General features: G+C 63.0%; 21 protein-coding genes. 13 read left to right on the top strand and 8 right to left on the bottom strand.

Annotated features, from left to right (window positions below):
• Nucleotides 1-2: 2 nt before the first annotated feature.
• Entirely contained in the window at nt 3-1,097 is a 1,095-nt protein-coding gene (locus NL528_RS09660) for a glycosyltransferase (protein WP_309182467.1), read from the top strand.
• Nucleotides 1,098-1,204: 107 nt separating this feature from the next.
• Here NL528_RS09660 and NL528_RS09655 read toward each other — a convergent pair.
• The 6 genes from NL528_RS09655 to NL528_RS09630 form a co-directional block, all read right to left on the bottom strand.
• Nucleotides 1,205-2,358, bottom strand: a protein-coding gene (locus NL528_RS09655; protein ID WP_309177055.1) for an IS3 family transposase whose coding sequence is annotated in 2 segments (ribosomal slippage) — nt 1,205-2,100 and nt 2,100-2,358 — 1,155 coding nt in all. Because the reading frame shifts where the segments join, the coding sequence is not laid out codon by codon here.
• 57 nt (nt 2,359-2,415) lie between these two features.
• Entirely contained in the window at nt 2,416-2,586 is a 171-nt protein-coding gene (locus NL528_RS09650) for a hypothetical protein (RefSeq protein WP_309182466.1), read from the bottom strand.
• A 106-nt stretch (nt 2,587-2,692) separates the two neighbouring features.
• Nucleotides 2,693-4,006, bottom strand: coding sequence for an O-antigen ligase family protein (locus NL528_RS09645; RefSeq protein WP_309182465.1), 1,314 nt, complete (start codon nt 4,004-4,006; stop codon nt 2,693-2,695).
• On the bottom strand, nt 4,003-5,028 hold the full coding sequence (locus NL528_RS09640; RefSeq protein WP_309182464.1) for a glycosyltransferase: 1,026 nt from the start codon (nt 5,026-5,028) through the stop codon (nt 4,003-4,005). The genes NL528_RS09645 and NL528_RS09640 overlap by 4 nt, the downstream gene beginning before the upstream one ends.
• A 225-nt stretch (nt 5,029-5,253) precedes the next feature.
• On the bottom strand, nt 5,254-6,240 hold the full coding sequence (locus NL528_RS09635) for a hypothetical protein (RefSeq protein WP_309182463.1): 987 nt from the start codon (nt 6,238-6,240) through the stop codon (nt 5,254-5,256).
• Nucleotides 6,227-8,119, bottom strand: a complete 1,893-nt coding sequence (locus tag NL528_RS09630) for an acyltransferase family protein (RefSeq protein WP_309182462.1) — start codon at nt 8,117-8,119, stop codon at nt 6,227-6,229. The genes NL528_RS09635 and NL528_RS09630 overlap by 14 nt, the downstream gene beginning before the upstream one ends.
• A 438-nt stretch (nt 8,120-8,557) precedes the next feature.
• Here NL528_RS09630 and NL528_RS09625 point away from each other — a divergent pair, with 438 nt between their 5' ends.
• The 7 genes from NL528_RS09625 (at nt 8,558) to galE (ending at nt 16,803) form a co-directional block, all read left to right on the top strand.
• Nucleotides 8,558-9,487: a DUF6492 family protein gene (locus NL528_RS09625; RefSeq protein WP_309182461.1), complete on the top strand. Its 930-nt coding sequence runs from the start codon at nt 8,558-8,560 to the stop codon at nt 9,485-9,487.
• On the top strand, nt 9,481-10,923 hold the full coding sequence (locus tag NL528_RS09620; protein WP_309182460.1) for an oligosaccharide flippase family protein: 1,443 nt from the start codon (nt 9,481-9,483) through the stop codon (nt 10,921-10,923). The genes NL528_RS09625 and NL528_RS09620 overlap by 7 nt, the downstream gene beginning before the upstream one ends.
• Nucleotides 10,924-10,927: 4 nt before the next feature.
• Nucleotides 10,928-11,734, top strand: a complete 807-nt coding sequence (locus tag NL528_RS09615) for a class I SAM-dependent methyltransferase (protein ID WP_309182459.1) — start codon at nt 10,928-10,930, stop codon at nt 11,732-11,734.
• 2 nt (nt 11,735-11,736) lie between these two features.
• A complete protein-coding gene (locus tag NL528_RS09610; RefSeq protein WP_309182458.1) occupies nt 11,737-12,489 on the top strand; it encodes a polysaccharide deacetylase family protein in 753 nt (250 codons plus the stop codon).
• 156 nt (nt 12,490-12,645) lie between these two features.
• Nucleotides 12,646-14,955, top strand: coding sequence for an exopolysaccharide transport family protein (locus tag NL528_RS09605; RefSeq protein WP_309182457.1), 2,310 nt, complete (start codon nt 12,646-12,648; stop codon nt 14,953-14,955).
• Entirely contained in the window at nt 14,948-15,769 is an 822-nt protein-coding gene (locus NL528_RS09600; protein ID WP_309182456.1) for a WecB/TagA/CpsF family glycosyltransferase, read from the top strand. Before NL528_RS09605 ends, NL528_RS09600 begins: the two co-directional genes overlap by 8 nt.
• Nucleotides 15,769-16,803 carry a UDP-glucose 4-epimerase GalE gene (gene galE, locus NL528_RS09595; protein WP_309182455.1) on the top strand — a complete coding sequence of 345 codons (1,035 nt, stop codon included), beginning with the start codon at nt 15,769-15,771 and terminating at the stop codon, nt 16,801-16,803. Before NL528_RS09600 ends, galE begins: the two co-directional genes overlap by 1 nt.
• Before the next feature lies 1 nt (nt 16,804).
• On the opposite strand, the gene NL528_RS09590 is transcribed toward galE, so the two are convergent.
• Nucleotides 16,805-17,404 (bottom strand): DUF1080 domain-containing protein, encoded by a 600-nt coding sequence (locus NL528_RS09590; protein ID WP_309182454.1) that lies wholly within the window; start codon nt 17,402-17,404, stop codon nt 16,805-16,807.
• Nucleotides 17,405-17,622: 218 nt separating this feature from the next.
• Between NL528_RS09590 and NL528_RS09585 the strand changes: the two genes are divergently transcribed.
• Both NL528_RS09585 and NL528_RS09580 read left to right on the top strand, forming a co-directional pair.
• Complete coding sequence (locus NL528_RS09585) at nt 17,623-18,090, top strand: cupin domain-containing protein (RefSeq protein WP_309182453.1); 468 nt, start codon at nt 17,623-17,625, stop codon at nt 18,088-18,090.
• Nucleotides 18,091-18,212: 122 nt separating this feature from the next.
• Nucleotides 18,213-18,557, top strand: coding sequence for a hypothetical protein (locus tag NL528_RS09580; RefSeq protein WP_309182452.1), 345 nt, complete (start codon nt 18,213-18,215; stop codon nt 18,555-18,557).
• On the opposite strand, the gene NL528_RS09575 is transcribed toward NL528_RS09580, so the two are convergent.
• Complete coding sequence (locus tag NL528_RS09575; RefSeq protein ID WP_309182451.1) at nt 18,531-21,536, bottom strand: EAL domain-containing protein; 3,006 nt, start codon at nt 21,534-21,536, stop codon at nt 18,531-18,533. The genes NL528_RS09580 and NL528_RS09575 overlap by 27 nt on opposite strands.
• A 379-nt stretch (nt 21,537-21,915) precedes the next feature.
• On the opposite strand from NL528_RS09575, the gene NL528_RS09570 reads away from it, so the two are divergent.
• Genes NL528_RS09570 through NL528_RS09560 form a run of 3 tightly spaced genes read left to right on the top strand, consistent with a single transcriptional unit; the run spans nt 21,916 to nt 25,170 of the window.
• A complete protein-coding gene (locus NL528_RS09570) occupies nt 21,916-22,968 on the top strand; it encodes an Ldh family oxidoreductase (RefSeq protein WP_309182450.1) in 1,053 nt (350 codons plus the stop codon).
• Between the two features lie 31 nt (nt 22,969-22,999).
• Nucleotides 23,000-24,367, top strand: a complete 1,368-nt coding sequence (locus NL528_RS09565; protein ID WP_309182449.1) for an LLM class flavin-dependent oxidoreductase — start codon at nt 23,000-23,002, stop codon at nt 24,365-24,367.
• A gap of 17 nt (nt 24,368-24,384) precedes the next feature.
• A complete protein-coding gene (locus tag NL528_RS09560; RefSeq protein ID WP_309182448.1) occupies nt 24,385-25,170 on the top strand; it encodes a fumarylacetoacetate hydrolase family protein in 786 nt (261 codons plus the stop codon).
• The last annotated feature ends 3 nt before the right edge of the window (nt 25,171-25,173 follow it).

Here is a 25,173-nt window from a genome sequence, read left to right as displayed (position 1 = left end):
CGATGACCTCAGACCCCCGATATCGGGCGCTGTTTCTTGGCGCGGGACCGCAGATGCAGTGCGGCGTCGGGCATTTTACGCGCTTGCTGCAAGAGCGGACCGAAAAGCGCGATCCCGGCAGCAGCACGACGTTAACTCTGACGCGTACCGAAGGCACCTTCGGTGAGAGCTGGCGCGCCGTCGGCTCGGCACAGAGCGTGGTCTGCAACTTTCCCATCGTGGCCTGGAAGCGCGTGATCCTGGCCCCGCTGCTGGCGCTCGCGATGGCGAAGCTGCGACGGCGCAAAATTGTCCTGATTCAGCACGAATGGGGCGGCCTGCACTGGCTGCGCCGGCTCACCTACATTCCGGCGCTGTTGTTGGCCGACAGCATCATCATGTTTTCACCGCTGGTGCGGCGTGAGCTCGCCGACGATCCCCTGGTGGGCTGGACCGCCGGCAAAAGCGTGCTGGCGCCGCTGCCGCCGAACATCGAAGCGCCCAAGGAAACAGCAGATTCGGAATTGCGCCGGCGCCTCGCCGCCGCCCGGAAAGCGGGCCGGCTGGTGATCGGTCATTTCGGATCCATTTATCCGGCCAAGCAACCCAATGCGTTGCTCCATATCGGCGCGATATTGAAGGCGCGCGGGCTCGAGCCGCTGATCGTCTATATCGGCTCGTTCATCCGCGGCGTCGACAATGTCGAGGAGGACTTTCGCGCCCGCGCCGCCGAGCTCGGCATCGCCGACGACGTGATCGTCAGCGGCTTCGTCGCCTCCGACCAGGAGGTGTTCGGCCTGTTCAATGAGGTCGACGCTTTCTGCTATCCGCTCGATGAAGGCCTCACGGCCCGGCGCTCCAGCGTCCTCACCTGCGTGCCATCCGGCCGGCCGCTGATCGTGACCGGCCCTGCTTGGCCCGACGAATTCGACCATCACCGGCGTTTCAAGCAATTGATCGACCGCGGCGCCATCGTGCTGGTCCCGCGCGGCTCGGATGACGACGCCTATGCCGACCGGATCATTGCGGCGCTCAAAACACCGTCGACACAGGCGCCGTTCGATTTCGACGGATGGTGGCAGGACGCGGCGAAGGCGATAAGTGTAAAGACAACTTAAGAACTCCCTCAAACAGAGTAACTGTGCTACTCTGCTACACTACTGGTCAACGGCCGAGCGCTGGAAAATGCGAATCCTGAGCTGCACCCGGTTCTGTTGACACCTGCTTAAGCTAATCCAGCCTGCTGCTCGAACTCCATAGGGCTCAAATATCCGATCGTCGAGTGCCGGCGTTTCGGATTGTAGAAGCGCTCAATATAATCGAAGACGTCAGCCTTGGCGTCATCCCTCGTTCGGTACACTCTGCGCGTAGTCCGCTCGGTCTTCAATGACGAGAAGAAGCTCTCCATCGCCGCGTTATCCCAGACGTTGCCTGACCGGCTCATCGAGCAGACGACGCCGTGATCGGCCATCAGCCGCTGGAACTGTTCGCTGGTGTATTGGCTGCCGCGATCGGAATGATGCAAGAGCGCGTCCGGTTTGCCCCGTCGCCAGATCGCCATCACCAGGGCGTCAGTGACGAGCTGGGCCGTCATCGCTGCGTTCATCGACCAACCAACCACACGGCGGGAGAAGAGATCGACGACAGCGGCAACATAGAGCCAACCCTCCGCTGTCCACACGTACGTGAAGTCAGCGATCCATTTGCGGTTGGGAGCGGACGCATCGAAGCTGCGGTCGAGCACGTTGGGAGCGACGGCGGCGACCTGCCGCTCACCCAGATCGGGCGGCAGTCGCCGCCGTCGTGGACGGGCTTTGAGAGCCTGTAGCCGCATCAAACGCTCGATCCGATGCAGTCCACACAACCCGCCTTCCGCCAACATGTCGTGCCACACTCGCCTCGCGCCATAGGTTCGATCGCTGGCGAGGAAACTGGCGCGAACCTTCGCGCCCAACTCCTCATCGCTCCGGCTGCGTTGGCTGCGCGGCCGTGTCAGCCAGGCATAGAACCCACCCCGCGAGACACCGAGCGCCCCGCACAACCATTCCGCCGGCCAGATCCCCCGGTGCTTCGCGATGAAGGCGAACTTCATGTTGATTCCTTCGCGAAGTAGGCCGCGGCTTTTTTTAGGATGTCCCGTTCGGCTCTCAGCTTGGCGACCTCGCGCTTGAGCTGCGCGATCTCCAACTGCTCCGGCTTCATCTGGCCCTGGCCGGGGAATGCATGCTGCGGATCGTCCGCCAGCTGCTTCACCCAATTGCGCAACTGCGTTGGATGAACGCCAAGGTCTGCTGACGCCTGCGCATACGACACGCCGCGCTCCTTGATCAGGCGTACAGCCTCAAGCTTGAACTCTCGCGTAAACTGCCGTCTCTCCATGACACACCTCCTGCTCCATAAAACACCTAACTCGGTGTCCTCGGAACCGGGTGCAGCTCACGTCGTCAACCCAAAGACGGTGAAAATGGCGAACAGCAGCACGAACGATCCCGCTATGATCTTGAGCGCGATTGCTCCTGCATCCTTTAAGATTGTGCGCTCTCGATTGAGTTGCTTTTCTACTTCCGACGCTACTGCCACTTCGATTCGCCTGTCCAAATCGCTCACTGTAGCCCCCAAATATCAATTTTAGATTGTATCTCTAAGTGCTCATACTTTACACCAAGATTCAGTTGTGAAAAGGTTATCGGTGATGCCGTCGAACGAATGAACGTCACGCCCGCGCGCGAAACCGCGCCAGATAGTGCAGGCCGAACATCGCGACCAGGAACGTGAACCACAGCGGATCGGCGCGGTCGAGGAAGAAGCTCTCCATCGACGACAAATAAAGCCCGAACAGCCAGATCCGCAGAAACACCATCGCCAGCGGACCGTTGTTGCCTCCCTCGTCCGTGCCCTGAAAATCGCGCAGCGGCTTGACGACGATCGCCGCCATCAAAAGCAGCAGGCCGGGCAGACCCATGCCGAGCGTGCTGTCGAGATAGCCGTTATGGCTGTGCGAGGCGTAGGCCGCCCATTCCTTGCCTTCCGGCAGGTTCTGGATGGCGCTGCTGCCCCAGAACGACGCGAAGCCGTAACCGGTCGCCAGCCGTCCCTGCAGCGATTGCACGGCAAAGGTCCAGATGTCGAGGCGGCCGGTGAAACTCGAATCCAGCGGCAACAATTTTGCAATTTCGGCGAGGCTTTCGCTCATCACCGTTCCGACGCTGAGCAGGTTTAACAGCAGCAGCGGCGTCAACAGCATCACGGCACGCGGCCAGAATGAACGAACCACCGAGGTCAGCGATGTCAACAGCAGCACCGCAAAGCACAGGCTGAACGAGCTCTTGCCGGCGGAATAGAACAGAAACAGCGACGACAGGCCGACCACCGCAACCCCGGCAATCCACCCGCCGGCCCGGATGAGGTAGATGCCGAGGAAAAGCAGCATCGCCATCATGGCGGCCGCCATGTTCTTGTGGCCGAACGACCCGCGCCAGTTTCCCGCGAGCTGCGGCTCCTGCAGATCGGTCGCCTGATGGATCGAAAGATGCGGCGCCAGCAATATTCCGAGATAGCAGATCGCCAGCAAGGCCAGCGTGGCGGTACTGAACCAGCGCATCATTTCAGTTTGCGATTTCGCCAGCAGCGGCAGCGCCGCCGCGACCGCGACGACGCAGGCCGACAAAGTGAAGCGCCGGATCGACGTGCTCGGGTCGAACGACAGCACGACCGTCAGGCACAACCAGCCGGTAAACAGCACGAACGCCGGCGACAACAGCGTCTTGAGCCCCTGGATGTTGTCGTGCATGGCGAGTGCGACGGCCAGCACCGCGAGGCCGCCGAATGCCGCATAGGTCATCACCTCGTTGCCGGTCGTGACGTCGCCGATCTGCATGGTGGAGAGGTCTTCGAACGGCCGCAGCGTCACCCACGCCAGCAGCAAAGCGCCGACGAACACGGCGCCGCGAACGATGTCCATCACCTGCTGGCGCCGGATCTCGCCGACGACGGCGTGGACTTGCGAGGTGGTGACGAACTGGCTCACGAGACGATCTTCGAGGCTTTGTAAGGCTGCGGCTCGATGCCGATCGCGGCCAGCGCGCCGCCGACGGCCACCGTCATCGGGTGCATGGCGATGCTCGGCTTGCGTTCGGCCAGAAACGCCCGCACCGCGTAGGTCAGCGACAGCGGCAGCGCCGCGAACAATTTGAGACCAAGCCTGATCCGCGACCAGGCCGTCGGCGTCGCCTTGCGCTGGACGTGATAATTAATCGCACCGATCCGCAGGCCGCGCGTGATCAGCCAGCTCAGGCTGGTCCGGCTCTGTGGCACGGTCTCATTGATGGTGGCCTCTGACACCCAGTGAAATCCCATGCCGAGGCGCCGGCAACGGTAGAAGAAATCGGTGTCGCCGCCGCCGAGGAAATTGAAGCGCAGATCGAAGGCGGGTGCGCCCACGCGCGCGAACACCGGCCGCCGGATCAGGCAGTTGCCGCAGCCATAGATCACCGGCACCGGGCCCGAGCTGTCGTAGGCCGGCGCAAAGGCCGGATGACGGCGCAGCCCGCGCTTCAGCGCGTCATCGAAATTCGGCAATACCGGCCCGCCCACCACGTCGGCGCCCGTCGTCTCCGCTGCTGACACCATTAGCTCGAGCCAGTCCGGTGAGGCGATTTCATCATCGTCGATCATCAGAAAATCGGTCGCCGCGGGGAACGTCGCCAGCGCGGTCTCGAACGCGGCGTTGATCGCATGACAATTGCCCTGGCGCGGCTCAACGACGCAGAGCCCCGGAAATTTGCCCGACGCCAGGAATTCCGCCGCAACCGGAACGCTCTCGGTCCGCAGCGCGTCGTTCTCGACGATGACGACCGCAAAGCGGCGGCCGGTGCATTGCCCGGCAAGCGACTCCAGGGTCTGCCGCAGGTGCTGCGGCCGACGGAAACTTGGAATGCAGACCACGATCTCGATCGAAGGATCGAGCGCCGGCGAGATCGCCACCCATGCGCGCGACGCATCCGGCGTGGTGTCAACGTCTTCGGGCAATCCGGTCGAAATCTGGCTCATGGCGAATTCTCGGCGGCTGTCTGTCATCGTCCCGAAACGGGATCGCTCCGCGATATCGGGACATCGTCGTTCCGGCACGATGGTTCGTTCCGGGAAGCTCTCGGAACCCAAACGTTACAAGGGCATTGTTGCAATATCCGGTCCGGCAGCGCGCCTTGCCGCGCCGATTTCTTGCGACGGTTAACGGACGGCGTTAACCCGAGCTAAACAGCGCGGGCCGGGGCATCAGCGGCTGAACAGTTGCCTGAACAGCTGCTGCGACCTCGGAAACCGATCGTTGTCGATCTGCGTGGGCCACAATCCATCGACGTCGAAATAGGCCGCATAGCCGATAATGGCTTCGTTCTTGACGAACCAGTCATGCATCTGCTGGACGAAAAACGGATTGTCGCCGGCATTGCCGACGCCCCATTCGGGATAACTCATGCGCTTGCCGTGCCGGACCGCAAAGTCCCGGTGCCACTCCAGGCCGAACGGTGCTTTCACATAGAAGAGGTCCCATCGCTCCTCCACCGAGCCTTCGTGCTTGAAATCGTAGACATCGAGGCCGATGGTGTTGACGACGTCGTCGCCGGGATACGCCAGATCCGCGGCGCTGTCCTGGGCGCCCCACCCCGGACACCAGTCGTAGCTGAAATCGGCGGAGTGTTGCCTGAATATTCCGACCACGCGCCGGAACGCCCTGATGTAGTCGGCCTCCTGGTCCTTGGCGAACCACGGCATGGTTGAAAGATTCATTTCCCAGCCGAGGCGGATGATTGCCTTTGGCTGCGCTTCGGCGATCGTGCGCGCCGCCGCATCGAATTCGGCATCGTGAAGGCCATTGGCGACGTCGGCGAGCGGCGTCCCTTTGACCGTCAGCGGCACCGACCAAACCACGTTCCGCGCCGGGTTGAGCTTTTTCCAGATTCCCGGCACCCAGCCGAATTTGTAAAGATCGTCCCAGGTCGATTGCCCATAGAAGTCGACGCCAAGCACCGACGACGGCTCCTGCTTCAGCCACTTCTCCCAGGCCTGCAGCATGCGTTCGCGACCCACCGGCCCCCAATCGACGAACGCACCCGCAAACTTCGCCGGGTTTGAGAATCCGCGCGACGCGGCACGTGCGTCACTTCCAGCCGAGGCAAGGCTGCCCAGTACGAACACCATCAGGACAAGTGCCGGCCATTTGGACCGATGCCGATGGCGGCGCGTTCGATCAGTTCGACGCATGGTCTGCGCTCGCAAATTTCCTCAAGAAGACTGAAAGCCTTCGTCCGACTTCAACGGACCCCTTTGCCGTGAGATGGCCGGCGTCGAACTGCATGGGAACGCGGTCATCCGCGAACTCGTCGCAATGACCATTGTGGCAAACGGCGTCATAGACCGAGAGGTAGGTCGCGCCACGCGCGGTCACCATCTCTCGCATCGCCAGATCGCGCTCCCGAATGCCGGGCGTGCGTCGGGCGTTTGCCGACGCGGGGCTGTCGCGCAGGATTTCGTCGGCGAGTAGCCGCGGCAGCGCCGCGTCGTATTCGACGATCGGCCCGAGCACCGTGACGTCGACGCCTCTCGACTTCAATATCTCCAGCGTGGACGACAGGATCGGCAGGTCTTCGTCTTTCCACGATGCGGCAAGAAGAACCTTGTCGATTTTGTTATTGACGAGAAAATCGTCGAACACATACTGCATCAGGGTTCGGCACACCCGCGTATCGTATCGCGATCCCGGCAGCACGGCCGGCCGGCAAAGGCTCGCGGTGGCCTGCATGATGTTCACTTCCGGCATCGCTGAAGCCAGACCGGACCAGAGATGCGCCGCATGGCTGTCGCCAACGAGCAGATAATTCGGCCGCGTCGAATCCAACTTCATGCAGGTCTCGGCGTCGAACTGCTGGCGGTTGGTCAACAGGAAACAGTGCCCGGTGCGGAACTGGGTTGAGGAATCGTAGGCGAGATAGGCACCGATCTCCACGGCGCGATCCGGAAAACGCGACGGCGCCCCGCCGACGATCAGCGTCAATCCACACAGCGTAAACACCGCCGCTATCGCTGTCGACGCCGCACCGAAAGCCGCGGCTTTGGACGTCTCGCGCGCCAGCGCACGGAACGGGAGCTCAACCAGTTTCCACGACAGATAGGCGATACCGACCGACAAGACGATCAGCGTCAGCTTGGCTGACGCGGGCGAGTCGGCCGAGAACAGCGCGTCGGTGCGCTGGAACACCGTCAGCGGCCAATGCCACAAATAGAGCGAATAGGAGATCAGGCCGATGAATACGATCGGCGACAGCGACAGCAACCGTCCGACCTGCGAAATCCCGCGCTCGCTGGAGGCAATGACCAGGGTAGCGCCAACGCTGGCGAGCGACGTCATCAGAAGCAGCGGCGCCGATGACGATCCGAGGAAAATGACACCGAGCAGGAGCAACAATCCCGTGGCACCGCAGAGATTTCGCCAGAACCCGGTTTCCGGTGCCGGGATAAACCCGATCGCAAGCAGTGCGCCGAGCGCCAGCTCCCACGCGCGAAATGGCGTGAGGTAGAAGACAAAGGTCTGGTTTCGATAGCTGACCGCGAGCGCGGCGGCCAAGGAGAGCGTGGCGGCGACCGCAAACAGGAGTTTTGCGCGCCTTGGCGCAAACCGGTAGGCAAGCAGCATCAAGAGCGGCACGATGAAGTAGAACTGCTCCTCGACCCCCAGCGACCACGTGTGCAACAACGGCTTGGTTTCGGCCGCCGCCTCGAAATATCCAGCGGTCTGCGCGAAGTAAAAGTTCGAGACCGACGCGACCGCGCCGGCAAGGCTCCTCGAATAGTCCTGCAACTCGACCGGCAGGCAATAGACATAGGCCAGGACGCTGGTGACCAGGAACATGACGAACAGCGCGGGCAGGATGCGCAGGATCCGGCGCTTGTAGAAATCGCCGAGCGAGAACGATCTGTTGCGAATGTCGGCGTCGATCATGCCGCAGATCAGATAGCCCGAAATAACGAAAAAGATGTCGACGCCGACGAAGCCGCCCGAGAAGCCGGGAACGCCGATGTGGTAGAACAGCACGGGCAGGACGGCGAGCGCCCGCAGGCCGTCGATATCGGCACGGTACTTCATGGCGCGGACGCCGGTTCGGAGCCGCCCGCGGCGAAGGCCGTCGCCGTGCCAAAAGCGGACATCCCGGACAGTCCGGTTGTGCCGAAAAGAACTGACCTCGCGGCCCTGATGCCGCCCGCGAGTAAATTCGGCCGGAAATGCGACCCTATCGTCATGCGTCCATACCTTCGCCGAACCACCTCGGCGATACCGGCTCAGGCTCTGCAAATTCCGGGCAATGGCAGTTCAGTGCGGCTGCGGCGCGCGAATGCGGCTTGAACGATGGTTACCACGCGCGGTTAACCGTCACGCGATGGTTAAGCGCGCGCAAAGTTAACCACACCAAACCGCAGCAATCGCGCGCGGCGCGGTCCGGCATCGATCTTGCTCATTGACTGGCACACGGAAACGGCACCCAGAGAACTGCTCGTGAATGTTATCGCCAGAGAGACCTGCGAGATGAATTCCGTCGCGTTGTTAACCCCAACCTACGGGCGCGACCTCGAGCTCTGCACGCTGCTGTGCGAGAGCGTGGATCGTCACGTCATCGCGTTCTCGAAGCATTATCTGCTGGTTCCCGACTGCGACCTGCCGCTGTTCGCCCATCTCGCCAGCGAACGGCGCGTCGTGATTCCGGCGTCGGCCTACCTGCCGGGTTGGCTGCGGCCGCTGCCGCGCATCATCCAGCGCAAGCGGCGGCAGTTCTGGTGGTCATTGCGGGCAAAGCCGGTGAGCGGCTGGCACGTCCAGCAATTCCTGAAGATCGCCGCAACGATCTCGCTGCCCCACCAGCGCTATTGCATCCTGGATTCAGACGTTGTGTTTTTTCGGGATTTCGACCTGTCGCGTTTTGAGTACCCGAATCCGATCCCGCTTCTGACCATGGAGAACGCGGTCATCGCGGCCCAACCGCGCCATTCGCGCTGGGTCGATACCAGCCATCAGCTTCTGGGATACCCCGCACCGACACTCCCGGCATCCGACTTCATCGGACACATTATAATCTGGGACCAGCAGACCACGCGCGCCCTGACTTCCAGAATCGAGTCCGTGACCGGACTCGACTGGATCGACGCCCTCTGCAAGACCCGCGAGTTCTCCGAATACATGCTGTACGGATATTTCGTTGAGAACGATCCGGTTTTTTCCGCTGTCCATCGCGCCGTCCCGACCACGCCATGCGTCAGCTATTGGGAACAGCCAACGCTGAGCAAAGGTGAACTCAAGCGGTTGCTCGAGAGCGCCAACAGGCACGACGTCGCGTTCTCGATCGCATCCTTCTCCGGCACACCGGTCGAAACCATTCGCGCAGCGATCGCCGAGAGCGACGCCATTCTTGCTCCCTTAGCCCTCACCGACGAACCGGCGGGGCTAGCAGCCCTATGCTGATCGGGCAAGCCAGTATCAATCTGACCGCCAACATCCTCTCGGCGTTGCTGGGACTGTTGAGCGTTTTCATATTTACCCGGCTGCTGTCGCCGCATGATTATGGCATCTATCTGCTTGGCACAGGCTTCGCCGCCGTCGTCAGCGTTTTCCTGGTCGGCTGGTTCCGGAATCTCATTCTCAGCGGCCACGCGCGCAACGACGGTACCGACGTCCGCGGCGTGGTGATTTCGGGATATTTGATCTGCTGCCTGACCGCGCCGATCGCGTACGGATTGGGGCGGCTGCTCGGGCTGGACCCGACGGCGGCACTGGCGGCGGTGGTGCTCTCGGTCGCGATCGGCCTGTTCGAACTGACCCAGGATCTGGTTCGCGCCCGGCTGATGGCATTCTCGGTCATGAAGGCTACCCTGGTCCGCGCCGTCGCGGTGCTCGGCCTTGGCGTCGTCGTGGCGCTCGTCAGCCCGGCCGGCTTCATGCTGTTGCTGTCGTCCGCGCTGGCCTATCTGATCGCGGTGCTGGTGCAGTCGCGTACCGCCTGGCGCGGCACGACAATCACATTCGACCGTGCCCGTCTGGCGACCCTGGCGAAGACGGGCCTGCCCCTGACGCTGTCGCTGACCCTGCTCGGAATTTCCAGCGTCACCGACCGCTTCATGATCGCCAATCTGGTCGGCGCCGCCGACGCCGGAAAATATGTCGCAGCGCTCGACCTGGTCCGGCAGACCCTGATGATGCCGGCGATGAGCGCCGCCGCGGCGTTTTTCCCGCTCGCGGTGCAGATCCACACCAGGCAAGGCGACGCGGCGGTACGCTCGCATCTCGCCGAATGCGTCGAACTGCTGCTCAGCATCACCCTGCCGGCCTGCCTCGGCTTTGCGGTCATTTCCTCCCACGTCGCCAACGTCATTCTCGGCGCCGACTTCCGCGAACTGGCGGCGCAGACCATGCCGATCGTCGCCGTCGCCGTGATCTTCCAGATCCTGACGCAGCAATATCTGCATGCAAGCTTCCTGCTGTCGGGCCGCAACGCGTTCTATCTGATCAACACCGCCTCGATCATCGTCGCCAATGTGATCCTGACCTATGTTCTGGTCGACCATTACGGCACCGTCGGCGCGGCCTGGGCACGTCTCGGCGCCGACGCCTTCGGATTTGCCGGTGCGCTGCTGCTCAGCCGCTTTGCCTTCCCGGTTCCGCTTCCGCTCGGCCGGCTGGCCTTGACGGTGATCGCCGGACTGGTGATGGCGATCATCGTCGGCGCGCTCGACCGAAGCTTGCATGTTGCGGATTTGGCCGCCTGCGCCGTGCTGGCGGGCGCCGGGCTCGTCACCTACGCCGCGCTGTGCTGGCGGTTCGACATTTCCCGGATTCGCGGGCGCCTGAAGACCGGCGTTGCGATGTTCCGGACCAAATTCGCAAACATCAACATTGGATGAACCAATGACCAAGACATTAGCTCTCAATCCTGCTCATGCGTCTCCCGCCGACAAGGCAGTCAAGCCGGCGCCGACGCATCCGCAATCCCTGCTCGATCTGCCACCCGGCGAGGCGCGGCAGAGCCTGTTGACCGTTCACAGCATTCTCGAGGCGAGACTGCCCGCGGCCGGCCTTGCGATTTACGAGGCCGGCGGCGGCTCGACCAGCTTCCTGCCGCTCAACGTGCTGCGCCGCGCCCACGTCACCGTGGTCGATATCGACGAGGACCAGATCCGCAACAATGATTACGCGCAGGAGACGATCCTCGGCGACATCCAGACCTATCGCTTCGCACCCGACAGTTTCGATCTCGTCATTTGCTACAATGTGATCGAGCACGTGCCCGACGTCGAAGCCGCCCTGCTCGGCTTCTGCCAGTCGCTGAAGCGGAACGGCATGATCCTGATCGGCGCGCCGAATCCGAGATCGCTGTCCGGCGTCGTCACCAAATACTCGCCGCACTGGTTTCATGTCTGGTTCTACCGCCATGTGCGCGGCGACAAAAACGCCGGCCTGCCCGGCTGCGCGCCGTTCCCGACCCACTTCCATCCGCTGGTCACGCTGTCGAATCTCGAAGCCTTTGCCGACAGGCACGGCCTGCAGATGATCTATCGCAGGCAATACGAGAGCCCGCGCTATCCGGAAATGCGCCGGCGCAAGCCGTTGTTCGCCGCCCTGGTCGATGCCGTCGCCACAGCGATGAATTCTTTCCTGCCCGGCAAGACCGACGTGCGGCACGGCGACTACCACGTGATTTTGCGAAAGCGATGAAAATGAACGCGATGTTGTCCGAGGCACGGGTGAAGGTCAGCCACCGGCTGGCGATGCATCTGCACGTCGACCTGGTTAGGCTGCGCAATGCCACGCCGATGGTCAGCTTCACCTTCGACGATCTTCCAAGCAGCGCGGTGACCACCGGCGCCGAAATCCTCGAAGCGCATGGCGCGCGCGGCACGTTCTATGTGTCGGGCGGCCTGGTCGGCGTCAACACCCCCGACTGGGACTCCGGCGACGCCGCGGATGTCGTGTCGCTGTATCGTCGCGGCCACGAGATCGGCTGTCATACCTTCTCGCATCGGCGCGCCTGCGATCTCGACGAGCTGTCGCTGGCGGACGAGATCGCGCGCAACCGCATTTATTTTCGTTCGCTCGATCCCTCCATCGAGATCGGGACCTTCGCCTATCCGTTCGGCTACGGATCGTTCGCCCGAAAGCAGATGCTCAAGGACGCGTTCGTGTCCTGCCGCAGCATCGTCCCCGGCGTGAACTGCGGCAGCGTGGACATGCAGTTCCTTCGCGCGATGCCGCTGATCGATCGCCAGATGACCCGCGACGGGATCGAGCGCGCCTTCGACGAGGCGCAAGAGAATAATGGATGGTTAATTTTCTACGGCCACGACGTCGCCGAGAAGCCAAGCCCCTATGGCTGTTCGCCGGCACTCGTCGATCACGCCCTCGAGGCGGCGGCGCGCCGGAAAATCCCGGCCCTGACCATGGCGGAGGCGCAGCGATGTGCCCGCGTTTAAACGCTTTGTTTGCCATTTCGGTGAATAGTCCCTCAATGAGTATGGTTAATTTTCCTGTGTGCGTTGTTTCCGCGGTGGCCTGCAGCGCGCGTGGCGTAACCCGAAGAGTAACCCCTCAGCCGAAGCGTGCGGCAGTTGGAATGGAAGCTGGGGTCGATGCTTATTTATGACGAGCCGATAAACCAGGCCAAACCAGACGCAATGCCCGCGCCGGTATCGGCGTCTGCCGGTTTCAGCGTGCTGGATCTGGCCCAGTTGCTGTGGCAGCGGAAAATCGCGATCGCCTCGGCGGCGCTGATCTGCGCCTGCGTCGCGGTCGCGATCGGCAAAAGCCTGTCACCGAAATACACTGCAAGCGCCCAGCTTTACGTCGATCCTCGCGAATTGCAGCTGGTCGATCGCGAACTGACGCCGCGCGCCCAGGATATTTCCGGCCTTGCGATGGTGGTCGAGAGCCAGGCGCGCCTGATCACCTCCAACAATGTGCTGCTGCAGGTGATCCGCGACACCAGTCTCGACACCGATCCCGAATTCGGCGGCACCGGCGCCAAAGGCATATTCGCTTCGCTGCTTGGCCTGTTCGGGATCGAGTTCCGCCCGACCGCCGAGCAGCAGAAGCTGGTCCAAATGGGCGCGCTGGAAGCGCTGAACCGCCACATCAATGTGAAGAAGACCGACCGCACCTTCATCGTCGACATCGACGTCTGGTCGTATGACCCGGCAAAGGCGGCGATGCTCGCCAACGCGATCTCCAAGGCGTATCTCGCCGAATCGAAGCAGTCGCAGGCCACCGCCGCAAGGCGCGCGACCAACGACCTCTCCGGCCGGCTGAAGGAATTGCAGGAACGGCTCCGCAACGCCGAAAACACGCTGGCGGTTTACAAGGCACAGAACAATTTCGTCGGCACCCAGGACACGCTGATCAGCGACCAGCAGCTCTCCGCCAGCAACCAGCGACTCGCCGCGGCGCGGGCGCTGACGCTCGACGCCCAAGCCAAATACGACCAGATCGAAGCCAGCCGCCGCGCCGCTACCGACGCCGGCGCGATCCCCGAGGCGCTGCAATCGCCGACCATCGCCAATCTGCGTGCGCAATTTGCCGAGGCCAAGAAGCGCCAGGCCGAGTTGCAGAGCGAATTGGGACCGCGGCATCCCGCGCTGCGCCAGATGGACAAGCAGGTCGAGGACCTGCGCCGAACCGTCAATGAAGAAGTCGAGCGCTACGCCCAATCGGCCAGGAACGATCTCACCCGTGCCCGCGACTACGAGGCTTCGCTGAACAAGGCGCTCGAGACCCAAAAGCGCCAGAGCGTCCAGATGAGCCAGGCCTCGGTGCGGTTGCGCGAGCTCGAGCGCGACGTCGAGGCGAGCCGCGACGTCTATCAGTCGTTCCTCAAGCGCTCGCGCGAAACCGAGGAACAGGAAAGCCTGAACACCTCGAGCGCGCGCGTCATCGGCGATGCCACCGTGCCGCAACGACGCACCTTCCCGCCGGCGATGAGCCTGATCGCGATGATCGGCTTTGTGTTCGGCGCGCTGGCCGCGGCCGCCTGGATGATCGCCATCGACCGTCTGACGCCGGGCGCAGGCCCGCTTCAGACCAAGGCACCGCTCGCCCCGGAGAAGCAGACCGTTGCCGCGACCCCGAAGCAGCCGCCTGCCACACCAGCGCGAGCTCAGCCCGCGGTGAGCCTGATCGAGAAGCCGCTGATTGCCCAGTTGCGGGAGTCCGACGTAATGCGGACGCTGGGCGGAATCCTGGCGACGGGCAGCACGGCCGACGTCACCCGGCTCGGCTGGCCGACGCTGCGCGCGGGCTTGCCGCTGATGACATTCCCCAACACGATGCGCGAAATCCGCGCCACGCTGGACAACCGCACAGCCGCCAAAACCGCGCCCGTGATGGCCGCGATCGGTGCAGCCGCTGGCGATGACCGCAGCATCGTTGTGCTGAACATTGCGCTGTCAGCCGCGCGCGACGGCGCCAAGGTGCTGATGATCGACGCCGATCACAAAGCGCACATGCTGACGGACAAGGTAAGCCACCTCGGCAAGCGCGAACCAAGCCGCCTCGGCTGGCTCAGCATCGGCAGCAAGGCGTCGCGCGCCATCGAGACCGTAAACGGAATTTCGATCCTGCCCGCCGTCCAAAGCGCCGATGCGAGGGTGCGTGATGTCAAGGCAGGCGACGCCATCCGCAACGCGATCGAGCAGGCGCGTGCCGCCGGCGGCTACGACCTGATCATTCTCGACGGACCAGCGATGCCGTGGAGCGCGGCCGACCGCAATCTCATCGGTATCGCCGACGGCCTCGTCGCGGTGCTGGCGGTCCATCTCGATATCAACGACAGCATGGAATACATCATTGCCGCCCTCGAGGGGGCGGAGCGCAAGCTGGTCGGCGTCATCCTGAACGAACTCAACCCCGCGGTCGTCAGCCGTCAGCAAGACCAGCAATATGCGTGAGCGTCGCGTAAATCCCGTCGGGAGAGCCGCTACCGCCAGCGTGCCCCGCATCACATTGGGCGGGCTTCGGCTCGCCGTGCTCGATCTCGAGCAGACCGCGAACTTCATGATCGACATGGTGTTCCCGCAACGCCGGACCGATCGCCCGCTCTATCTGACCTCGGCCAATGGCGAAGTGCTGGCGCGCTGTTCGACCGAGCCGATGACCGATCGGTTGTTTCGCGCCGCCGACCTGATCAATGCCGACGGCCAGCCGCTCGTCACCGTATCGCGGTTCAAATCATCGACACCGCTTCCCGAACGCGTCGCGACCACCGACCTGTTTCACGTCGTCGCCCGCAAGGCCCAGGCGACGGGATTGACCTTCTACATGTTCGGCGCGGATGAGGCGGAGAATGCCGCCGCCGTCGCCAATGTTCGCAGCCGGTATCCCGCCCTGAAGATCATCGGCCGTTCGCACGGCTATCTCAAGGGCGATGCGCTGCGCGCCAAGGTCGATGAAATCAACGCGCTGGCGCCGGATTATCTGTGGGTCGCGCTCGGCGTGCCCTATGAACAGGCCTTTGTCGAGGAATACGCCGCGCGCCTGTCCAATGTCGGCGTCATCAAGACGTCGGGCGGATTGTTCAACTTCCTGTCCGGCAGCCGGGCGCGCGCGCCGCAATGGATGCAGGGCGTCGGGCTGGAATGGGCCTGGCGCATCTGGCTGGAGCCGCGCCGCCTGTTCTGGCGCTACCTGACCACCAATCCGCGCGCGCTCTATCTTCTGTTCAACAAGAGCCGGCCGTCGGTCACCGACCGGACGGGCGACTGATGAGCGACCGTCCCGCCATCCTGGTCACGGGCGGCGCGGGCTATATCGGCTCGTATTGCTGCAGGGCGCTGGATGCGGCCGGCTATCAGCCGGTTTGCTACGACAATTTTTCCACCGGCCACCGCTCGTTCGTCACGGGCGCCCTGGTCACCGGCGACATCGCGGACAAGGCCACGCTCGCGCACACCTTTGCCCAACATGACATCACCGCCGTCATGCACTTCGCTGCGTCAAGCCTGGTCGGCGAATCCGTCGTCGATCCGCAGAAATACTACCTCAACAATCTGGCCGGCACGCTGGCGCTGCTGGACGCGATGCGCGCGGCGGGCTGCAACCGCCTGGTGTTTTCGTCCACTGGCGCAGTCTACGGCAACGCCGACAGCCAGGCCCTGTCAGAAAATTACGCCTGCGCGCCGATCAACCCGTATGGCGCCTCAAAATGGATGATCGAGCGCGTGCTGGCGGATTATCGCGCGGCTTACGGGCTCGGTTCATTCGCACTGCGCTATTTCAACGCCAGCGGCGCCGATCCCTCAGGCGGTATCGGCGAGCTGCGCGAGGTCGAAACCCATCTCATTCCCCGCGCCATGATGGCATTGCAGGGGCACGTGCCCGACTTTGCGGTGTTCGGCGACGATTACGCGACACCCGACGGCACCGCGATCCGCGATTATATCCACGTCACCGATCTGGCGGCAGCCCATGTGCTGGCACTCAAGCTGCTGCTGCAGGGACATTCGGGCGGCGCCTTCAATCTCGGCACCGGCAAGGGATTTTCCGTGCGCGAGATCCTTGGCGCGATCCAGGCCGAGACCGGACGCGAGGTGCCGCATGTGGTCAAGCCACGACGCGTCGGCGACCCGACCTACCTGGTTGCCGACCCGTCCGCCGCGCGCGCGACATTGAATTTCAAGCCCGCGCATTCGGATCTTGCGACCATCATCCGCACCGCCTGGGCCTGGCATAAAAAGGCTCACCCGCTGAAGACGGGTGAGCCTGTTCGCGACTCGGCGAGCCTGTCGCCGGCCGCCTGAGTTACAGCGGCTTGATCTGGACCTTGCGGAACTTGACCACGCCCGAGCCGTATTGAAGCGCGACGTGCCCGCTGGCGTGTTTTGAATCCTGGGCGTCGACGGTCTTCTGGCCATTGAGCACAACGACAAAGTGCGGGCCCTGCGCGGTGATCTCATAGGTGTTCCATTTGCCGGCGGCCTTCGGCATCGGATCGACCTTGCCGACATCGACGATGGCGCCGGTCCCATAGCTGGGGTCTGGCCGCTTGTCGAAGATGTTCACCTCATAGCAAACCTTGGAGTCGATCTTCTTGGTCTCCTCGCAGCGGATGAAGATGCCGCTATTGGCGTCCTCGTCGGTCCAGAACTCCGCCCTGATCTGGAAATCCTTGTAGGGATTCTTGGAGACGAGATAGGACAGGTCCTTGCCGTCGAGCTTGTCGGCGACCAGCGCGCCGTCTTTCATCGCCCAATTGGCTTTTCCGACCTCATCCCAGTCGCCCATCTTGCTACTGTCGAGCAGCGTGATCCAGCCATCGCTCTGGCCGGACGCCACGCCTGAAAATTGAAAGGCGGCGACGCCGATCAAGAGACCCGCCGCAAGTGCCGACAAACGCTTCATGTAGAGTGTCCTCCCTTGTTTTGGTTGGCCGCAACGTAGCACCGCGACGCTCGGCGTAAATCCCGTTCTACATGCTGCAGTTGCGTTGTACGAGGTTACTATTGTCGCATCACGCATGCAGGTCTGCGTCTTGCCTCGCGGGAACGAGACCGGCTAGCATCGGAGACAACAGAGATGAGCGGGTTTCAGCTCACGGCATCGGCAAAACGGAGGAAACCATGAAGGCAACAAACCGGTTTTGGCGATATCTTGCGGCGCCGCTCGCTTTCGCCGGCATGCTGAGCATCGGCTCCGCCGCCGAACTCAATCCCGCCGCTGTCATCTACAAATTGCCGGACCAGATTCCATGGAGTCCGGTCGACGCGCGTGGCGGACAAAGTGCGGTCGTTGTTGGCGATCCCACCAAGCCGGGCTTCTACATGGTCTACACCAAATGGACCAAAGGCAACCATTTCAGCCGCCCGCATTTCCACCCCAACGATCGCTACATTGTCGTCCTGCAGGGCACCTGGTGGGTAGGATCCGGCCCGAAATTCGATCCCGCCAACACGACACCGATGCCTGCCGGGAGTTTTGTGACGCATTTCGGCAAGCAGGTGCACTGGGACGGCGCCAAGGATGAAGACGCCGTGTTGCTGATCATGGGCGAAGGTCCGGCGACCTCGACGGCGGCGGAAGAGAAATAACCGCGGCGCAAGTGAGCCATCGAGGCCCCGTCATCCGCTTGGACTTCATGCCGCCTGTGCCTGCCAGCGCACATTGCGCCGGCCGCGGATACGGCTATCATCGGCGCCAGGAAGGGATTTCGATGATGCATCCGGCTGCAAAACTGCAATTTGAGCGCGTTGTAGACGAGTTTGTGCGTTGGCGGGCGCTTGGCGAGGACGAGCGGCCGCCGGCCCCGGCATGGTGGTGGGGTCCGGCGATGGAGGTGCAGGATATCTCCACGAAGCTGCCGCCGGGCAGCTCCGCCCGGCTGGGATTGTCCGATGGCGCGAGCTACGCGGCGGGCGCCAAAGTCCTGTTTCAATCGCTGGCCGGCCAGACGTTCCAGCCATGGCCATACGATTTCTCGCGCAAGGTGGATTCCACCGATTCCGATGTCCGCGACCTGCATCCGCAGCCGTCAGACGACAGCGCTTTTCAGGCTTGAGCGTGGAATGGCGTGTTCCGGCGCGGCGCCGCCTTCGGGCTGAAGCGGCGGCGAGGCAAACCGCGGCGCGGCGCGCAGCAGATCGGCCATTTCCCGGGGCGGCAGCGGCTTGCTGAACAGGAACCCCTGCATTTCGTCGCAGGAATGGTCGCGCAGGAACGCCTCCTGCTCGACGGTTTCGACGCCTTCGGCGATGATCGTCATCCCGAGCGCCTTGCCCATGCTGATGATCGCTTGCGCGATGGCACGGTCCTCGGAATCATCCGGCAGGTCGCGAACGAAGGAACGGTCGATCTTGATGGTATCGATCGGAAACTGCTTCATCAGCGACATCGACGAATAGCCGGTTCCGAAATCGTCGATCGCAAGCCGGATGCCGCGGCTCGGGATCGCGTCAAGCACCTTGATCGCCCGCGATACGTTGCGCATCACCATGCTTTCGGTAACCTCGAGCTGCAGCAATACCGGCGACATGCCGCTGGCCAGCAACGCCTCGTCGATGTCGTGCAGCAGATGCGCGTTGGCGAATTGCCGCGGCGAGAGATTGACCGCCATCGTCACCGGCCGCAAGCCGCGGCGCTGCCAGGCCATATTCTGCGCGCAGGCTTCCTTCAACACCCAGCGCCCGATCGGGACGATCAGCCCGATCTCCTCGGCGAGTGGAATGAATTGCGCCGGCGACACCATGCCGAGGTCGGGATGAGTCCAGCGCAGCAACGCCTCGACGCCGGTGATCTGCCCGCTCGCCATATCGACTTTCGGCTGGTAGTGCAGCGAGAACTGGTCGCGCTCCAGCGCACGGCGCAAGGCGGTTTCCAGTGTCAGGCGCTCGATCGACTGCGCCTTGATCTCCCTGGTGAAGAAGCGGAAACCGTTTTTGCCGTCTTCCTTGGCAAGATACATCGCCATGTCGGCATTCTTGGTCAGCGTCTGCATCTCGGCACCGTCGGACGGGTACATCGCGATACCGATCGAGGCCGTGGTTTGGCATTCGTGACCGCTCAATTGCAGCGGCTGGCTGAGCGCGGACAAAAGCTCGCCGGCGACGCGTTCGACGTCATGGCGTTCGGCGGCTTCTTCCAGGATGACGACGAATTCATCGCCGCCAAGCCGTGCCACGACGTCGCTCGCGCGCAAGGCGCTGCGCAGCCGGCCCGCGATCTCCACCAGCAACATATCGCCGGCGTCGTGCCCCAGCGAGTCGTTGATGACCTTGAACCGGTCGAGATCGATGAACAGCAGGGCAAATTTCCGGCGATAACGGCCTGCGGCATCGATCGCGTGGCGAAGCAATTCGTTGAACATCTCCCGATTGGGAAGATGGGTCAGGCTGTCGTGCGACGCCAGATATTCGATCCGCTCGTCGGCGTTGCTCTTCTCGTCGGCGCGGTAGAAGCTCTCCAGCGCGAACGACACGTTATCGGCGAGCCGCTGCAGGAGTTCAGCGAATTCCGGCGTGAACGTGTCCTTTTCGGTTGCGACGAAAATCATGATGCCGGCCACCCGGCCGCGTGCGAACAACGGAAAGGACGCGCCGGACTTTGTCCCATCGCTGCGAGCTCTGGCATGGAACGCCCGGGTATGCGGATCAGCGAAATAGTCGTTGATGATACAGGCCCGCCGTGAACGGATCGCCCTGCCGCAGGCTCCGCGCCCTTCCGGATGCGCTGCATTGACCGACAGGGTGACCTGGCGTGCGCCGTCTGCGGTCGGTCCGGCAGTGGCGACGATGTCCAGATAGTCGCTGTCTGATCTCACCAGCGCTATGGTGGTGGAGGTGAACTTGCCGCCAGTTGCCGCCGCCTCGCAGACCAGCTGATACAGTTCGCTGCGAGATCCCGCCCGCATGATTGCTTCGTTGGTGGCGCTGAGCGCCGCGAACATGCGCGACAGGCGCTCTTTCTGCTGGTCGGCTTTTGCTTTTTCGTCGACGCGGTCGAAATTATCGAGCGCGAACGCGACGTTCTCCGCAATCCGCGCCAACAGCGCGATGATCTCCTCGTCAGCCGCCCATGATTTGCCGACCGAGAACATCAATACGCCGACGCTCTCGCCGGCCTTGATCAAGGGAACCGCGACGCTGGCAACGACGCGGGTCTCGCGGCCGGCCTGTTGCCAGGGCCCGCTGTCGTGGTCGACGCAAGGCCGCTGCGTCCGGAACGCCTCGCCGCAGATGCCCTTGCCGAACTCATGGTCGGGATCGATCGAGAACCGGGTCCGTGCGATCAGATCGAGGCTCTCGCCGGTGGCGGCGGCCAGCTTCAGCCAGATCGAGCCCGGCTCGGCCAGCAGGACGGCGGTGGCCACGGATTTCCCGCTGTGGACGGCGGCATCGCAAACGCGCTGGTAGAGCTCCTGCTCGGTCTTGGCGCGAAGAATGGCTTCGTTGGTCGCGCTGATGGCGCCGAACATCCGGGCGAGCCTTCGCATCGCCCGCTCGCTGTTCTTGCGCGCCGCCTCATGGTCGAAATTGTCCAGCGCAAATGAAAGGTTCGCCGACATGCGCTCGAGCAGCGTGACGATCGGGCGATTGATTGACCCCGGCTCGTGCCGGGTCACGAGCAACACGCCGACGCTGCGCCCATTGCAGGTCAGCGGCAGCGCAGCCGCCGCGCCGACATGCCCGGCGCGCGCTCCCCGACGCCAGGCCAGCGAACGCGCGTCATTCAGGAAATCGTTGCTGATGGACACTTTCTGGTCGCGAAAGGCCTGCCCGCAGACCCCGGACCTCTCAGGCGTATTGGCAGCAATCAAAATATCGATGCTGCGCAGCCTGACGATATCCTCGCCGAAGCCGGCAGCAAAGCGCAGCAGGCTGGTCTCCGGCTCCAGCAAAAAGACAGCCGTCGCCAGGAAGTCTCCGCTGGAAAAAGCGGCTTCGCAGACCTTCTCGTACAATTCCTCTGGCGATTTTGCGTACAGGATCGCTTCGTTGGTTGCGTTCAACGCCGCGAATGTACGCGCGATACTGGTCTTCAACGTCCTCAAGCTCCCCCAGCAGGCAACACGGCCGGCCCCTGGGGGATTTATGCGGAGGAGACGCCTAAATGGACGTTATTGTCGGCTCCAAACCGCGATTCAGAGTAAATGCAACGCCAACAACGAGGCCAGAAGCCCCGAAGAACTACGGTTCCGTTGAAGAATTCGTAACCCTGCCCTCGGCGACGGCTGCCCGCGCGATTTGCCAGGCAGCGCCGCGGCCGGTTTCGCCCTGTGAAATTCGCAGCGCACGAGGCCGTGCCGACGGCATGGCCACCCGGATATTCTGCCCTTGCTCCCAAGCCATCGCTTTGAGACCATGGCGCCGGCGACAACAAACAAGACCCGCCTTTCGCGCGGGCGCCAACGAGGAAATCCCATGCCGATCGTCCAGGCCGACCGTCTCGCGCGCATCGGCACCGCGCTGCTCAGGGCCGCCGGCGCGTCGGACGAGGAAGCCAGCGCCGTGGCGGTCGGCTGCGTCAATGCCAACCTCGCCGGCCACGATTCGCACGGCATCATCGCGGTCCCGACCTATATCGACCGCATCAAGGCCGGCCATATCGTGCCCGGCGCGAAATGGACCATCGTGCAGGAATCGCCGACCACCACGGTGATCGACGGCCATTGGGGTTTTGGGTTTCACGTCAACGCCAAGGCGATGGCGCTGACGATCGAGAAGGCGAAGACCGCCAACGTCGCCGCCTGCACGGTGTTCCGGCAGAGCCATGTCGGGCGGCTCGCGCATTATCCGATGATGGCGATGCGGGCCGGCATGATCGGAATTGCCACCGCCGATTCCGGCCGCTCGCCCAAGCATGTGGCCCCGTTCGGCGGCCGCGAGGCCCGGCTTGGCACCAATCCGATCTCGATCGCGGTACCGTCGGATCTCGAAGCGCCGTTTTACCTGGATATGGCGACATCGGCGGTGGCCGCCGGCAAGATCGCGCTCGCCGTCGCGCGCGGTGACGAAATCCCGACCGGCTGGATCATCGATGCCGAGGGGCGGCACACCACCGACCCCAGGGAATATCGCAAGGGCGGTGCATTGCTGCCGCTCGGCGGCAGTGAGGGCTACAAGGGCTCCGGCCTTGCCGCCATGGTCGAGGTGCTGTGCGGCTTGCTGACCGGGCTCGGCTTCGGGGTCGAACCGACCGGGCGTCACAACGACGGCTGCTTCATGGCTGTGTTCAACGTCGCCGCGTTCCGTCCGCTGCAGGATTTCAAGAAGGAAGTCGCCGAATTCGCGCACTATCTGAAATCCACGCCCCCCTCGGAAGGCTCGGGCGGCGTATTCTATCCGGGCGAGGTCGAATATCTGCGCGAGCAGAAGCGCAGGAAAGAGGGCATCGAGATCGAGGACGCGACCTGGGACAAACTGAAGGCGCTGGCCACCGACTACAAGCTCATCACTGAGCTCGATCTGAAGTGACAATTCGCTTGGCCTACCAAGGGAGAACAACATGACACGGCAAATGGCGCTGGTCGGCTTTTTGCAGGCGCAGAACTGCACCAACCTGCCGAGTTCATGGCGGCACCCGGAATCGCGCGATGATTCGATGTCGGCCGACTATTATCAGGAGATCGCCCGGATTCTCGAAGCGGGCAAATTCCACATGGCGTTCTTCGACGACCGCCTGGCGATGCCGGACCGCTACCGCAGCGATCACGCCCATACCGTGGAATACGGCATCCGCTGCGTGAAGATGGATCCGATCGTGGTGCTGACCACGATGGGCATGGTGACCGAAAAGCTTGGGCTGGCCTCGACCTGCTCGACCACCTATTACGAGCCGTTCGACGTGGCACGCCGCTTCGCCACCCTCGACCTCATGACAGGCGGCCGCGCCGCCTGGAACGTGGTCACCTCGGTCAATGACGGTGAAGCCCATAATATGGGCAAGGACGCGCACCTCGACCATGATCTCCGTTACGACCGCGCCGACGAATTCATGGAAGTCGTGCTCGGCCACTGGGACTCCTGGGAAGACGGCTCGCTGATCATCGACAAGAAGAGCGGACGGTTCGCCGATCCGACCAAGGTGAAGCGGCTCGATCACAAGGGCGCGTTCTTCAAATCGCGCGGGCCGTTCACGGTGCCGCGCTCACAGCAGGGTCATCCGGTCGTCATCCAGGCCGGCGCTTCCGGACGCGGCCAGCGCTTTGCAGGCCGATGGGGCGAGGTGATTTTCACCGCCGCGCGCAATCTGGCCAATGCCAAACAGGGCTATGACGCGATCCGCAACGAAGCCGCCAAGGCCGGCCGCGATCCCGACCAGATGTTCCTGTGCAATCTGATCACGCCGGTGTGCGCGGCGACCAAGGCCGAGGCCGAGGACAAGATGGCGCTGATCGGCAAGCTGCCGCTGGAGATCGATGCGCTGTCGCTGCTTGCGGAGGGACTGAATTTCGATTTCGGCGCCAAGGGCATCGACGAGCCGCTGACGACGGAAGAACTGCAGGGCATGCAAGGCATGCTCGGCATCCGCGACGGCGTGCTGAAGACCTCCGGCAAAACCAATCCGAGCACACGCGATTTCATCACTTTCTCCGGCCGCGGCCAGACCCAGGACGCCATTGTCGGCGGACCGAAGGAGATCGCCGACAGGCTGGAAGAAATGTTCCTCGGCCGCGGCTGCGACGGCTTTGTCATTGCCGCGACCTATGTCCCCGGCTCCTATGCCGACTTCGTCAACCATATCGTGCCGGAATTGCAGCGCCGCGGGCTGTTCCACAGGGATTACACCGGCAAGACACTGCGCGAAAATCTGGGCTTGCGGCGTCCGGCCGCCGGCGCCTGGAAAACCCGGCCGCAAGCCGCGGCCGAATAAGAACAAGAGGAAATTTCATGCGTTGGCTCAAATTCACCGCCGCCGGCAAGACATCCTGGGGCGTCGTCGAGGGCGACAAGGTGATCGCCGTCAGCGGCGAGCCCTTCGGCGAATGGCAGCGCGCGCCGCAATCGCATGCGCTGAAGGACGTCAAGATCGAACTGCCGCTGATCCCCCGCACCTTCTATTGCGTCGGCCTCAACTACCTCAAACATCTCAAGGAGGCCGCCGACAAGGCCGGCACGGTCCCGAACATCCCTGACAGACCTGAGATCGGCTATCGCGCCCAGAACGCGCTGATCTCCCATGACGAAGACGTGGTGATCCCGGCGACCGCGACCGAAAAGATCCACTACGAAGGCGAGCTCGTCGTCGTGATCGGCAAGAAGGCCAAGCATCTTACCGAGGCCGACGCGATGTCCTGTGTGTTCGGCTACACCATCGGTAACGATGTCAGCGAACGCACCTGGCAGAAGGCCGATCGCGGGCTGTGGCGGGCCAAGAACGCCGATACCTTCAAGCCGATGGGCCCGTGGATCGAGACCGATGTCGATCTCGCCGGGATGGAAACGGTCATCCGGGTCAACGGCAAGGAAACCGGCCGCTTCCACACCAACGACATGATCTTCGGCATCGTGCCGTTCATCGTCGAGTTGACGAAATATTTCACGCTGTGGCCGGGCGACGTGATCTGGATGGGCACCGACGGCGCCTCGCCGGACCTGAAGGCTGGCGACGTCGTCGAGATCGACATCACCGGCATCGGCACGCTGCGCAACAAATTCGTCGCCGAGAAGCGATAGCGC

Source organism: Bradyrhizobium sp. Ash2021, from assembly GCF_031202265.1.
GTDB lineage: Bacteria > Pseudomonadota > Alphaproteobacteria > Rhizobiales > Xanthobacteraceae > Bradyrhizobium.
The sequence above is the reverse complement of the archived record's forward strand: the minus strand, read 5'-3'. Positions and strand labels throughout refer to the sequence as shown.